The organism is Myxococcus vastator, assembly GCF_010894475.1.
In the GTDB taxonomy this organism is placed as follows: Bacteria; Myxococcota; Myxococcia; order Myxococcales; family Myxococcaceae; genus Myxococcus; species Myxococcus vastator.
Genome location: NZ_JAAIYB010000039.1, coordinates 1 through 13,456, shown reverse-complemented (window position 1 = coordinate 13,456; position 13,456 = coordinate 1). Strand labels below are relative to the sequence as shown.

11 protein-coding genes are annotated in these 13,456 nt (G+C 68.6%); 4 read left to right on the top strand and 7 right to left on the bottom strand.

Features of this window, described 5'->3' with window-relative positions; translation table 11 throughout:
- Nucleotides 1-12 precede the first annotated feature (12 nt).
- The 4 genes from G4D87_RS06415 to G4D87_RS06400 are packed head-to-tail and all read right to left on the bottom strand — an operon-like array spanning nt 13 to nt 3,730.
- The gene (locus tag G4D87_RS06415) at nt 13-1,104 is read right to left on the bottom strand and encodes a DegT/DnrJ/EryC1/StrS family aminotransferase (RefSeq protein WP_163779997.1); all 1,092 of its coding nucleotides are present in this window, start codon (nt 1,102-1,104) and stop codon (nt 13-15) included.
- Nucleotides 1,101-1,592: an NUDIX hydrolase gene (locus G4D87_RS06410; protein WP_205507452.1), complete on the bottom strand. Its 492-nt coding sequence runs from the start codon at nt 1,590-1,592 to the stop codon at nt 1,101-1,103. Before G4D87_RS06410 ends, G4D87_RS06415 begins: the two co-directional genes overlap by 4 nt.
- A gap of 40 nt (nt 1,593-1,632) precedes the next feature.
- Nucleotides 1,633-2,736: a DegT/DnrJ/EryC1/StrS family aminotransferase gene (locus tag G4D87_RS06405; protein ID WP_163779993.1), complete on the bottom strand. Its 1,104-nt coding sequence runs from the start codon at nt 2,734-2,736 to the stop codon at nt 1,633-1,635.
- Entirely contained in the window at nt 2,729-3,730 is a 1,002-nt protein-coding gene (locus tag G4D87_RS06400; protein WP_205507451.1) for a Gfo/Idh/MocA family protein, read from the bottom strand. The genes G4D87_RS06405 and G4D87_RS06400 overlap by 8 nt, the downstream gene beginning before the upstream one ends.
- Before the next feature lie 191 nt (nt 3,731-3,921).
- Here G4D87_RS06400 and G4D87_RS06395 point away from each other — a divergent pair, with 191 nt between their 5' ends.
- The gene (locus G4D87_RS06395) at nt 3,922-4,947 is read left to right on the top strand and encodes a phosphotransferase (protein WP_338044908.1); all 1,026 of its coding nucleotides are present in this window, start codon (nt 3,922-3,924) and stop codon (nt 4,945-4,947) included.
- A 140-nt stretch (nt 4,948-5,087) separates the two neighbouring features.
- Here G4D87_RS06395 and G4D87_RS06390 read toward each other — a convergent pair whose 3' ends face one another.
- Both G4D87_RS06390 and gmd read right to left on the bottom strand, forming a co-directional pair.
- A complete protein-coding gene (locus G4D87_RS06390) occupies nt 5,088-6,014 on the bottom strand; it encodes a GDP-mannose 4,6-dehydratase (RefSeq protein WP_163779988.1) in 927 nt (308 codons plus the stop codon).
- A complete protein-coding gene (gene gmd, locus G4D87_RS06385; RefSeq protein WP_163779986.1) occupies nt 6,015-6,989 on the bottom strand; it encodes a GDP-mannose 4,6-dehydratase in 975 nt (324 codons plus the stop codon).
- Nucleotides 6,990-7,131: 142 nt separating this feature from the next.
- Between gmd and G4D87_RS06380 the strand changes: the two genes are divergently transcribed.
- From G4D87_RS06380 to G4D87_RS06370, 3 genes are all read left to right on the top strand, one after another.
- Entirely contained in the window at nt 7,132-8,385 is a 1,254-nt protein-coding gene (locus tag G4D87_RS06380) for a myxosortase-dependent phytase-like phosphatase (protein WP_163779983.1), read from the top strand.
- A gap of 45 nt (nt 8,386-8,430) precedes the next feature.
- Nucleotides 8,431-10,218 carry a bifunctional metallophosphatase/5'-nucleotidase gene (locus G4D87_RS06375; protein WP_163779982.1) on the top strand — a complete coding sequence of 596 codons (1,788 nt, stop codon included), beginning with the start codon at nt 8,431-8,433 and terminating at the stop codon, nt 10,216-10,218.
- Between the two features lie 221 nt (nt 10,219-10,439).
- Nucleotides 10,440-10,835: a hypothetical protein gene (locus G4D87_RS06370; RefSeq protein ID WP_163779980.1), complete on the top strand. Its 396-nt coding sequence runs from the start codon at nt 10,440-10,442 to the stop codon at nt 10,833-10,835.
- 74 nt (nt 10,836-10,909) lie between these two features.
- On the opposite strand, the gene G4D87_RS06365 is transcribed toward G4D87_RS06370, so the two are convergent.
- On the bottom strand, nt 10,910-13,456 hold a 2,547-nt coding region (locus tag G4D87_RS06365), incomplete at its 5' end, for an Hsp70 family protein (protein ID WP_163779978.1).

The window sequence follows — 13,456 nt, the reverse complement described above, 5'->3', positions numbered from 1 at the left end:
GCGGAACCCTCGTCAGAGGCGAGAGACGTGGTTGATGGCCGCGGCGATGCGATCCAGTTCGGTTGTCGTGAGACTGGGGTGGACTGGAATGGTCGTCATCGACCCCAGAAGCCGCCGGGCATTTTCGCAGGGATGGCGGTACGCGGAGAGGATGGGGAACTCATAAAGAGGCCTGCAGCGATAACGCCGGATGTCAGACGGAATCCCCTGGGCCGCGAGCTGCTCGATGAGGTCATGGGCGCTGCCTCCACGATGTCTGAGGACCAGGAAGTAGTAGTTGGGCTCGCCACCTGACGTGACAGGCAACTCCTGAAGCTGCGGCTGAGTGAGTTGCTTGAGGATGTGCCGCGCGTTCTGTCCGCGAACGCGCAGGTGCTCATTCAAGAGGCGCAGTCTCCGCAGGCCGAGGGCTGCCTGCAGGCCACACAGCGTCAGGCTCAGCCCCAGGTGCCGACCGTTAAGTCCTCCTCTTCGGCTGAAGCGGCGCGCTGCCTTGGCCAGGTCCGCGTCATCCGTGAGGATGAAGCCGCCTTCACCTGTGGAGAGGAACTTGGACTCATGGGTGCTGAAGGTGGCGAGGTGGCCGTAGGTCCAGAGCGGCCGTCCGCTGAGCCGAATGCCGTGCCCGTGCGCGAGGTCCAGGACGAGTGGCAGGCGAAGGTCATCCGCGAACGCGCGCAACGGGATGAGTGGCGTTGGATATCCCCACATCGGCACTTCAATGATGGCACGGGTCCTTGGGCCTACGACGGATTCGAGGTCATCAAGGTCGAGCCCGAATCCATCCTCACGGGTGTCGCAGAAGACGGGGACGCCCCCCATCGCGAGGATGGGATAGACGGTGCACAGTGGGGCCGTCGGGGGAACAACGACTTCGTCTCCGGGTCGGAGGCCCAGGGCTCCGAGCGCGACCATCACCGCCGCCGAGCCAGAGGACACGGATACGGCAGCTGCGGCCCCGAACCAGGAGCGCAGGGCAGCTTCGTAGGCGAGGACGACGTCCCCGGTGCCGGAGAGGTCTCGGTGGAGAAATGCGGACAGATAGGTTGCGTCGCTGGCGTCACGCTGGTGGAAGCTGGGAGGAATGGAGCTGTCACCGGTCATCCATTCCCTCTGGAGGCGAGCTGTTCCGCGAGCACGAGGCGGGCCCAGGCGTCCTCGTCGTTGAAGACTCGGGACAAGAGGCTTCGGAAGTTGTCGAACAGCGAGAGTGCTTCCGTGTCGCTCGCGGAAAAGAAGCGGGCACGTTCCGACTCAGGCTTCATCAAGCCCCCATGAGGGCGCGAGTGCGCTCTGCAGAGGTAGATGAGGTCTAGATGGTAGTGGGGGCCTTCCGAGGACTGGATACGCTCGCACAGCACGGCATAGGGCTGGGTCAGCACGCTCACGTCAGCCTTGGTGTCCGCCAGCCGAGAGTCTTTCTCCCCGAGAAGCTGCACGTCGAAGCCCGTCTCCTCCCGGACCTCCCGGAGGAGGGCCTCGTCGGGTGTCTCGTTGGGTTCGATGTGCCCTCCTGGGTAAAGCCAGACACCTAGCTTCTTGTGGGGTAGGAGCAGGATTCGCCGCTCAGGATGAAGCACGAGCGCGGACACCGTCCAGTGCTTCGGCAGTCGAGGGTCTGGCGCGGGCTGCTCAAGTACCGGTGTAGGCATTGATGGCCTCGGCCATGTGCGCGATGTCAGTGTCCGAGATGCCCGGATGCACGGGGAGGGTGGTGATTCTTTTCAGCAGGGCGCTGGCGTTCGGGCAGTCGCGGCGATACGCGGACAGCAACGGGAACTCGTACAGATTTCGGCAGCCATATCGCTTGATGTCGGAGGGGATACCGTGGGCATCCAGGTGGTCGATAAAGCGCTGGGTGTCGGCGAGGTCCGACTCGATGAGCATGAAATAGTAGCTGGGGCTGCTGTTGGGGAGGATTCGGAACTCCCGTACGGCGGGATGGCGAATTTGGGCCGCGATCTTCCTCGCGTTCTCGCTTCGCAGCTCCAACTGGACGCTCATGCTTTCCAGCCGAGCCGTGCCCAGCGCGGCCTGGAGCGCGCCGAGCTTGTAGTTCAGGCCGAAGTCCTGGCCATTCAGGTTCCCGAAGCGCGTGTAACTGCGGCAACGCCCCAGGATCGCCTCATCGTCCGACAGGATGAAGCCGCCCTCGCCCGTCGAGAGAATTTTGCGTTCATGGGTGCTGAAGCAGGACAGGTCCGCGTAGGCGGACAGGGGCTGGCCCGCGAACGTAGTTCCGTGGGAGTGGGCCAGGTCGAAGATGAGCGGGATGCCGCGCGTCTTGGCGAGGCGCTGGAGTTCCTCGGCAGGGGTTGGATAGCCCCACATGGGGATGTCGATGATTGCCCGGGTCCGAGGCGTGATGAGCTGCTCCAGGCTTCCGAGGTCCGCGCCGAAGTTGTCCGCCTGGGTATCGCAGAAAACGGGCACGGCCTGGGCCGCCAAGATGGGATAAACGGTGCACAGCGGGCTTGTAGGGGTGAGAATGACTTCGTCACCCGGTTGAACGCCGGCGGCGAAGAGGGAGACGCTCAACGCGGCGCCGCCAGACGAAACTGCGAGCGCGTGCTTGCTGCGGAACACCGCCGCCAGCCGCGCCTCATAGGCCGAGACGGTGTCACTGGTGCCCGTGAGGCTCGCCTTGAGCGCCGCTTCGAGCGCGGCGGCATCTGAGGCGTCCACGAATCGATATTTGTCAGAGATGGTCCGCGGGCTCAGGTTCGGCTCATTCATTCGCAACGCTCCGCTTCGTCTCTTCGAGGGTCGATTCAGATGCGACATCAATGGCATGGTAGGTAGGCAGGAGGGCTTCGAAATCTGCCTCAAAGCGCGTACCTGCACGGATGGCTTGGGCGAATGCCTGGAGCTCGCCGACGTAGCCGCTTCGCGCATAGCCTGAGTCGAGCGGACTGGGCTGCCAGACCTCCCGCCAGCGCTTGCCATCACCGCTGAACCTCCCTTGTTTCCCGCTGTCGATGACAGTCAAGTTCCAGAGGTTGTCGAGCGTCGCGACATTCGAGCGGCTTCCGATTGCGCGCATTTCGAAGGCAAAGGACGGAAACATATTGCCGGTCAGTAGCGTCGCGGACAGCCCATTGGTGAATTCGAGATTGAGGTGAATGAGCACGCTGCCATCGGCGTGTTGGTGACGCGACGTGGCAAGACTCAATTCGCCCCCGAACGAAATCGCCAGGTCGATGGCGTGAATGGCTTGTGCCAGCAGGAATGAGCGGATGGTGCTGTCACTCTCCCACATCGGCGATTTAGGTTTGTTGGCGGGGTGCTGAATCTGCAGGTGGACGAGTTGGCCAAACAGCTCGTTCTCCACGACCTCACGCAGCCGTCGGACCGGCGTCGCGAAGCGGAAGTTCACCCCGACACCCGTGACGACCTCGTGCTCTTTCGCCAGTGAAATCAGGCTCTTCAGCTCCGAAGTTGTGACACAGGGCGGTTTTTCCACGAAGACATGGATGCCTTTGGGTATGACATGTCGGGCGACCTCCAGGTGGGCTTGGGGAGGACACGCCATGACGACCGCGTCGAGAGCGGATGCGGCGACCATCGCCTCAGGAGAAGAGAAGATCTCCGCGCCGCGTGCTAGAGAGCCGAGTGACGCCGCGCGTTGTCGCTCGCGGTCGCAGACCGCGACAATCTCGACACTGTCTACCTGGAGGAGGGCTGGAATCAGGTTGGCGCGTCCTTGCTCCCCGGCGCCAATGAAACCCACACGGAGGGCCCGCTCACTGCCAACCATCTTCAGTCGATTATGGTGTGACATTCTCGTTGCAATAGCGTAGTTCACTGTCGGTGATCAAGTGTCCACTCGCGGTATCTGTGTGCTGTAAATTTCCATTCAAATGATTGGGGTTGTTTTGACCCGTTCTGGCATTTTGTGATGCATTGCGTGAGTGGGGGTGTATGTCTCGTTTGGGTGTTGAGTCGAAGCCACCATGGCGCAGCGTTCCAGTAGGGGTCCGGCTGGCGACGGAGAGAGTGATTGGCTCGTCTGTCGCTCGCGCGGCGCGCGTATATGGGGGGTATGCCCCCTCTGCGACCTTCAGGTTGTTGTTGGCGGATGGCCGGCGCGTCTTCTTCAAGGGCGTTGGGGGAAGGCTCGCGAATGAATTCATGCGGCGGGCGTTGCGCGCGGAGGTCCGGACATATCGGACCCTGGGAAGGCGCCTTTCCCCCTGGGCGCCTGCCTTTCACGGCGCGTTCGTGGAAAAGGATTGGCATGTGCTGCTGCTGGAGGACCTGGGACGTACGGCCCCCCTCCCGTGGTCGTTACCGCGCATTCGGTCGACTGCACATCACTTCGCCGACTTCCACGCGGCACACCTGGGCCGGCGCCTCCCGCGATGGATTACGGACACCTCATGGAGGCAGCTCGCGATGAGCTGGGCGCAGTTGAGCCGCTCGCCCGACGGAATGCGCGCGCCCGCTTCGCTCGCAGGCAGGAAGGTGCTTCGTGCTCAGCGATGGCTGACTGTTGCCGCGCCGGTGTTGGGCGAATCCGTGGCGCTCCTGGCCGGAGGGCGTCTCAGGCGCACGTTGCTGCATCTCGATATGCGCTCGGACAATGTCCGGATTTCACGGGATAGCTTGCGCATCTTCGATTGGAACCGGACGAGCGTGGGGCCGCCCGAGTTCGATGTGGCCAATTTCGCCACGTCGATTTTTTCCGAGGGCGGCCCCGAGCCGGAGCACTTCGTTGAACGATATGAACAGCGGTTGGCCCTGGACCGGGATGTCCTGGGGGCGGCGGTGTCGGCATTGGCCGGCTACTTCGCCTCTGTGGCCTGGCTCCCTCCCGTTTCTGGCCTCCCCCGGTTGCGCGCGGTGCAGCGGCGGCAGCTGCGGTCGTCGTTGGCGTGGGCTGCCCGGATTCACCGGCTTCCAGTGCCAGACTGGTTGGATGCGGTGCCGACGGAGATCGCGGGGTGAGGTGGGTCGTTGTCCGCTGCGACTTGCGTGCCCGCTGGTGTGGAATTCGGGGGCCCAGCTACGGAAAGCGCAAGGCCCAGGTGCCTGTCGCACCTGGGCCTCATGAACCGTCGTGAAGGTGTCAGTGAGGGCCTGCCGTGTCAGCTGGCGCCGGGCACGCGGGGGCCGAGCACGTCGCGCAGCGCGTCCGTCACGGTCAGCTTCGGGGCCCAGCCCAGCGCCTTCAGCTTGTCGGGGTCGCCGACGAGGCTGGGGATGTCGGAGGGCCTCAGGCGCGCGGGGTCCAGCTCGATGCGCGCGTCGACGCCCGCCAGCGACAGCATCTCCTCCAGCAGGCTGCGGATGGTGCGTCCCTCGCCGCTGCCGATGTTGTACGCCTGCCCCGGCTCGCCCTTGTCGAGCAGCAGCCGGTAGGCCTCCACCACGTCGCGGACGTGGGAGAAGTCGCGCACCGCCTCCAGGTTTCCCGTGCGCAGCACCGGGTCCACCGTGCCCAGGCCAATGGCGCGAATCTGCGCCGCGAACGAGGGCACCACGAAGGTGGGGTCCTGCCCCGCGCCCAGGTGGTTGAAGGGCCGCGCCATGACGACCTCCAGCCCGTAGCTGCGGTGGAACTGCACCGCGGCCAGCTCCGCCGCGGACTTGGAGGCCGCGTAGGGGCTCAGGGGCACCGCCGGGGTGTCCTCGGTGGCGCGCGTGCCCTCGGGCACCGGGCCGTACACCTCGCCGGAGCCCACCAGCACCACGCGCGCCTTCGGGACGCTCTCGCGCACCGCGGTGAGCAGGTGCACCACGCCCATGGTGTTCACCGCGAACACCCGGGACGGGTTGTGGTGGCTCTTCGCGACCGAGCTGAAGCCCGCCAGGTGGATGACGCCCTCGGGCTTCACCTCGGCCAGCGCCGCCTTCACCGAGGCCTCGTTGGCCACGTCGAAGTGCAGGGCGTTGCTGTTGATGCCCTCACCGCGCGGCCCGTGGGCCTCCACCACCTCGTCGCCAGCGGCGCGCAGCAGGGCGCACAAGTGCCGACCGACGAAGCCATCCGCGCCTGTGACCAGGATGCGCATCTACCGCTGCCCCGCCTTCACGCGCTCCAGGTCCGCGTCCACCATCATCTCCACCAACTCCTTGAAGCGCACCTTGGGCTCCCAGCCCAGCTTCGTCTTCGCCTTGGCCGGGTCACCGATGAGCAGGTCCACCTCCGCGGGGCGCACGAAGGCCGGGTCGATGAAGACGTGCTTCTCCCAGTCCAGGCCCACGCGGCCAAAGGCAATCTCCACCAGCTCGCGCACGGTGTGCGTCTCGTTGGTGGCCACCACGTAGTCCTCGGCCTGTGGCTGCTGGAGCATCCGCCACATGGCGTCCACGTAGTCGCCAGCGAAGCCCCAGTCGCGCTTGGCGTCCAGGTTGCCCATGGGCAGCTTCTCCTGGAGGCCCAGCTTGATGCGCGCCACGTTGTAGGTGACTTTGCGCGTGACGAACTCCAGGCCCCGGCGCGGCGACTCGTGGTTGAAGAGGATGCCGCTCACCGCGAACAGGTTGAAGGACTCGCGGTAGTTCACCGTGATGTGGTGGCCGTAGGCCTTGGCCACGCCGTACGGGCTGCGCGGATAGAAGGGCGTGTCCTCCGTCTGCGGAACCTCCAGCACCTTGCCGAACATCTCGCTGGACGACGCCTGGTAGAAGCGCGCCTCCGGGCGGGTGTGGCGGATGGCCTCCAGCATCTTCGTCACGCCCAGCGCGGTGAACTCACCGGTGAGCACCGGCTGGTTCCAACTGGTGGGGACGAAGGACTGCGCCGCCAGGTTGTAGACCTCATCGGGCTTCGTCAGGCTCAGCAGCGCCGCCAGCGAGAACTGGTCCAGCAGGTCGCCCTGGTGGAGCTGAATCTTCCCGTGCAGGTGCTGGATGCGCTCGAACTTCTCTTCCGAAGAGCGGCGCACCATGCCGTGCACCTCGTAGCCCTTCGAAAGGAGCAGCTCCGCGAGATAGCTGCCGTCCTGTCCCGTGATGCCGGTGATGAGTGCGCGCTTGGTCGCCATGTTCTCTTCTGTGTTGGCTGGAGGACGCACTTTCTAGCCGACGCTGTCACCCGTCGCCAACCGTTCCCGGAGGCTTCCCACTTGAAAGCCTGACGCCTCGTGCCAAGTTAGGGCGTTCCAATCGCTCAACCTCGAGGCGGTCATGCGCAACCCAACCCCCCTGGCCCTGGCGGCGTTGCTGCTGGGCACTCCGGTGTCCGCGCAGGTCGCCGTGCCGCCGACGTCGCAGTCGGAGCCCGACCCGTCCATCACCGGCGGGGTGCTCCAGGACGTGGCCCTCTGGGAGAGCCCCGGCGCTCCCGGCAGCAGCCTGTTCCTCACCGCCTACAGCAGCCCCAACTCGGGCCTCGTCACCTTCGGCGTGGGGGGCGAGCAACTGGACGCGGAGCTCCCGGATGGGCCGATGTCGGCCGTGGCCGTGCACGACGGCTTCCCGCTGTCCGGGGTGCAGCAGACCCTGGCGGTGGCGGCCAGCCTCAACCTCAACGGGCTGGTGGCCTACACGGTGGACCCCGACCGCGCGGACCGGGTGGTGCGCGTTGGAGCAGGCGCCTTCGTGACGGGGACGCAGTTCTCCGCCGTGGCGCTCCATCAAGACGAGGATTCGGGCCGGTTCCATGTCTTCGCGGGCACGTCCACGGGCGTGCTCCAGCAGTACGAGCTGGCCGGGGACACGGGGAGCGTGACGGCGACCCTGGTCCGTACGCTCACCACGACGGGGCCCATCGTGGGCCTGGCGGTGGACGAGGCGTCGGACTCCCTGTTCGTCACCCAGCAGGGGCAGGGCCTGTGGCGCTACGCGGCGGCCGCCGACGCGGACGTCACCGGGCAGCAGCTCGCCATCCAGGGCTCGGGCGGGCTCTCCAACAACGTGGGCCGAGTGGCGCTGTACCGCGCGCGCGGCGGGGAGGGGTACATCCTGGTCGCGGACACGGGCGCGGATGCGTTCGCCGTGTACGAGCGGCGCGCGAGGACCTTCGTGGGCGCGTTCCGGCTGGCGGACGACGATGGGGGCGTCATCCGGGCGAATGACCCGGTGGCCCTCGCCGTCTCCGCGTCGCCGCTGGGCACCGCCTACCCCGAAGGGCTCTTCGTGGGCAGTGATGCGTTCTCCAGCCCCCAGCGCTTCCTGTATGCGCGCTGGCCGGCGGTCGCCGAGGCCTTCGACCCCGCGCTGCGAATCGACACGCGGTCCGACTCGGATGGGGGGACGGACGGGGGCACGGACGCGGGCACGGACGGCGGAGGTGGCACGGGGGGGCCGGGGCCGCTGCCCGCGCCGGGAGGCACGCCTCCGGGTGACTCCGGCTGCTCGTGTGCTTCGGCCTCCGTGCCGGCCACCGCGGCGTTCGCGTTGCTCGCGCTGGTGCGGGTGGGGCGCCGCCGCCGCGACTGAAGCGCGTTGCCAGCGGGCGCGCGCCGCGCTGAAGTGCGCGCCCTCATGCGTTCCTTTCGACTCATCGCCCTCGCGTGGGTGTGCGGGGCCACCCTCGCGTGCGCTGGCGCTCGGACTCGCGCCGCGCCTCCGGAGCCCATCCGCCTCACCCTGGTGGGCATCAACGACTTCCACGGGCAGGTGGAGCCCCACCGCACGCCGTTGAAGGACGGGCAGGTGGTGGAGGAGGGCGGCGCCGCCACGCTCGCGGCCTACGTGGCGCGGCTGCGCGCGGACAACCCGGGCGGCGTGGTGCTGCTGGACGCGGGCGACATGTTCCAGGGCACGCTGCCTTCCAACCTCACGGAGGGGGCCGTCGTCATCGACGTGTACAACCACCTGGGGGTGGACGCGGCCGCCATTGGCAACCACGAGTTCGACTATGGCCCCGTGGGGCCGGGCTCCATGGCGCGGCGGCCCGGGGATGACCCACTAGGGGCGCTCAAGGCGCGCATCGGGCAGGCGCGCTTCCCTTTGTTGTCGGCGAACCTCCGCGATGCCGCCACCGGCGCGGCCCCCGCCTGGACGGGCAATGACGGCACGTACCTGATGGAGGTGAAGGGCGTGAAGGTGGGCATCCTCGGGCTCTCCACGGAGGACACCCCCAAGGTCACCAATCCCGCCAACGTGACGTCCCTGCGCTTCCTGCCCCTGGCGCCCGCCGCGCTGGAGGCGTCCCGCTCCCTGCGCGCGCGCGGCGCGGAGGTGGTGGTGGCGGTGGCGCACGCGGGCGGCAAGTGCGCGGACTTGAGCAACCCCCGCGACACGTCGAGCTGCGACCTGGGCGACGCGGAGATTCTGTCGATGCTGGAGCGCCTGCCGCCGGGCACGCTCGACGCCGTCGTGGCGGGGCACACCCACCAGACGATGGGCCACTTCTTCGCCCAGGTGCCCATCATCGAGACGACGGGACTGGCGCGCTCCCTGGGCGTGGTGGAGCTGTTCGTGGACCCGGCCAGCCGCCGCGTCCTGCCCGAGCGCACCCGCATCCAGGCCGCCATTCCCCTCTGCGCGAAGGTGGACGCCACCCAGGGAACCTGTGACGGCCGCCGCCTGCGGAACGAGCCCCAGGTGCGCTTGGAGCCCGCGTCGTTCATGTCGGAGCCGGTGGTGCCCGACGCGCGGGTGGCGCCGCTGCTGGCGCCGGCGCTGGACCTGGCGCGGCAGGCGCAGAATCGTCAGATGGGGCTCGTGGCGGCCACCCCGCTGGCCCGCGGTTATAAGGAGGAGAGTGCGCTGGGCAACCTGATGGCGGACGTGCTGCGTGCGTCGGCCAAGGCGGACGTGGGGCTGATGAACCCGGGTGGCGTCCGCGCGAACCTGCCCGCAGGGCCGCTTACGTTCGGTCAGGTGTTCGGGCTGCTGCCCTTCGACAACACGGTGGCCGTCATCACCCTGACGGGCCCCGAACTGGAGCAGCTGCTGTCGCTGGCCTACGGCAATGCCATGGGCTCCATCTTCGCGGTCTCCGGCCTCGAGGTGACGCTGGAGCGTTGCCCGGGGACTGAGCGGCTCGCGAGCGTGGCCCTTACTGGAGGTCAGCCGCTCGTGTCCGACGACCGGACGCTGTACCGGGTGGCCCTCCCGGACTTCCTGGCGCGGGGCGGTGACGGGCTGGAACCCCTCCTGCGCACCGTGCCGCCGGAGCGCATCGAGATGGCCCCCGTCAACGGGCTCGACCTGCGCGAGGCGCTCATCGCCTACGGGAAGGCCCGAGGCGGCACGCTGGACGCCCCGGAGCTGGGCCGGGTTCACTACAAGGGTGTAGCAAAGTGTCAGCCAGCGGCGCGCTGAGAGCGTCCCGGCTGAAAATTCGAACGACGGCTGATCCGCTGGGGTTGAACGAAATGACCCAACCCAGCGGAAGGACACTGAAATCGCGCCGGGTGCCGATTTTTCGGCCTGGGATCAGTTTCCAACGGGAGGCGGAGGTCCTACTCTAGTCCCTGCGAGTGTCCACTCCGAGGTGGCCCAGGGCCTGCGTGGGTGGACTCCCGTGAGCTGGAGGAACCGACATGCTCTACAAAGTGACCCCGATGATGGCGCCGCCTGCGCCTGACAAGGCGAAGCAGCGTGAACCGGGGCAGGGCCAGCCGCGCAAGCGTCGCAAGTCCGCCGTCTACGACGCGGATGGCCAAGAGGTGCTCATCTCGCTGATGTGCATCAAGTGCAAGACGCTGAAGCCGCTGGCGCAGTTCGGCCTGCGGAAGATGGCGGATGGCGCCATCCGGAATCAGCCTTGGTGCCGCACGTGCCGCTCGGGCGCGGGCAGCAAGAAGCCCAAGGCGGGCAAGGACACCGCTGCCGCGCCGGTGGAAGAGGCGGCCCCGGTGCTCCAGGTGGTGCCGGCCGCGGCGCGGCCCGAAGCGGGTGAAGCCCCCGCCGAGCCTGTCGCCGCCGTGCAGGGCTGATCCACCGCCCGCTGTCCCGGCCCCGGGGGCTGGACCTTCCAGGTCCAACTCCCGCGGGAGCATTCCTTCCAAACCTACGAGAGCCGCAGCCCGGCGGGGAGCGTATCCCCGAGCGCGCGAGCCTCGTCCGCGGCCTCCAGCGCCACCACCTCGCGCACCATGCGCACCCACGTCTCGGGGGCCTTCGCCGCCAGCAGGGCCTGGGCCGTGCGCTCGCGCAGCTCCGGGTCCAGGTCGCGCGTGCGGTCTCCGGTGAGCCGCGCGAGCTGCGCCGCCGCGAAGGACGCGCCGTCAAGCTTCCGCAGGTCCAGCTCCAGCAGCAGCGTGAGCCAGGCCTCGGCCGTGTCCACGTCCACCACCTTGTGGCTGCTGCCGTACAGGGGCACTCGCGCGCCCAGGCGTCCCAGGGACCAGGCCCAGGGGCCACCGGACTTCGCCTCGGCCTTCAGCCGCGCGGCAATCCACCGGCCCAGCTCCGCCTTGTCACCCGGTGGCAGGTGCTCCAGCGAGGCCGCGGTGCGGACCATCTCCTCCAGGCCCTCGGGCTGGATGCCCTTGAGCTTCCCCGGCGGCGGCGCGTCCGGTGGCACCTTCCGCGCCAGGTGGGGCTGGAGGTACGCGTACAGCTTCTGCTGCCGCGACTCGTCCAGTCCGCCCGCGATGCGGCGCCACATCACCCAGAACTCCGTCCACACCGCCTTGTCCGTGTGGTGCTGCACCAGCGCGTCGAAGAGGCTGAACGTCTGCTCCGCGCGCCAGCCGTCCAGCGGGTAGCCGAAGCCCGGCCGCAGGCTGAAGCCGGTGAGGCTGTAGAAGACGCGCTCGTGGTCGTCCGAGCGCCGGCGCTTGCTCGCGCCCGCGAAGAGGGTGCTCCACATCTCCCGCAGCACCGGCACGCGCCACGTCTCACGCGCGCCCAGCGCCTTCTCCAGCGTGCGCCCGAGCTGCTTCACGTCCTTGGGGCCAATGGGCAGCGGCTTGTTGCCGTAGACGCGCTCGATGTTGTCCTTCGCCTCGACGAAGCGCGCGGGCATGGACTCGGTGACCGTCAACTCGTGCGAGCCGCCGGTGCCGCGCAGCTCGAACTCCAGGCGCCACCGCTCGTCCGCGACGTTGGAGACGCAGTACAGCTCCAGCGTGCCAATCTCCGTCAGCGCCGCCTGGAGGTGCACGGGCACGTCGGCCACCGTGTTGGAGGCGCCCTTGAGCAGCGTGTGGATGGGCGGCAGGGGCTTGAGGTCCTCCACCAGCGGCACCAAATCCCCCGGCTTGTCGATGCGGTCGCTGGTGGTGGAGTAGAGCTGGAACTGCACCGGCCGGCCCAGGGTGAGCGAGAAGGGGCGCTCGCCCAGGTCCACCTTCTGGCCTTCCTCGAAGCCGCGGGGGATGAGGCACAGCGCGGGCTGCTCGGCGCTGTCCGCCGCGCGCTGCAGTCCCACGTAGTAGGCGCGCGCCGCGCCGCCGCCAATGCGCAGGCCGTGGCCGCGCCGCACCAGGCCGTAGTACGCGGCGCCGCGGGCCACCGCGAGCTCCAGGGACTCGTGCCGCAGCAGGGGGATGCGCGGCGCGCCCGGCCACCACGCGGAGAGGGCCTCCACCAGCCGCTCGGAAATCTGGGGCGAGTTGAACACGCCACCGTTGAGCAGGATGGCGTCCGGCCGGGGCAGGGCGCCCTCCGCCGGCGCCGTGTCGCCCAGCGCCGCGAAGCCCGCCGCCGCGTGCTGCGCGAGGAAGGCCGCCAGGTGCCGCGTCACCGCCGCGTCCTGCACATAGGGCAGGCCCAGCTCCTGGAGCGCCATGCGCGCGGCGCGGCGCGGCCTGTCGGTGGGCGCGGTGAGGGGGAAGAAGCCGTTCAGCACCAGCGCCTGCGCCTCGTCGCGCGACAGGTCCGTGGATAGGGTGCCGCCCAGCAGCTTGCTGCCGCCACCCACCAGCGACACGCCGTGCTTCTCCGGCGGGGCGAGCCCGAGCAGCGCCTCCTTCGCGGTGCGCGCGGCCTGGATGGCCTGCGTCCACTGCGTGGCGGACAGGCGGCGGCCGTCCGTGGAGAGCTTCTCCTCCACCCGGCGCGCCAGCGCGGCGTCCATGTTGTCGCCGCCCAGCATCAGGTGGTCGCCCACGGCCAGCCGCCGCAGCATGGGGCCTTCGGGGGACACGCCCGCGTGCACCAGCGTGAAGTCCGTGGTGCCGCCGCCCACGTCCACCACCAGCACCAGCCGGACGTGGGACAGCGTCTGCTCCAGGTCCGCCCGGTGGCGCGCGGTGTAGTCGTAGAAGGCCGCCTGCGGCTCCTCCAGCAGGGTGAACTTCTCCAGCCCGGCCTTGCGCGCCGCGCTCACCGTGAGGGCGCGGGCCGCCTCGTCGAAGGAGGCGGGGACGGTAATCACCACCTCCTGCTTCGACAGCGGCGCGTCCGGGTGCGCGTGGTCCCACGCGCGGGCCATGTGCGTCAGCAGCAGGGCGCTGGCGTCCACCGGGGACAGCTTCTGGACGTCCGCGGGCGCGCCCCAGGGGAGGATGGGCGCGGAGCGGTCCACGCCCGGGTGGCACAGCCAGCTCTTGGCGCTGGCCACCAGCCGCCCCGGCACGCGCGCGCCCTGCCAGCGCGCCAGCTCCCCCAC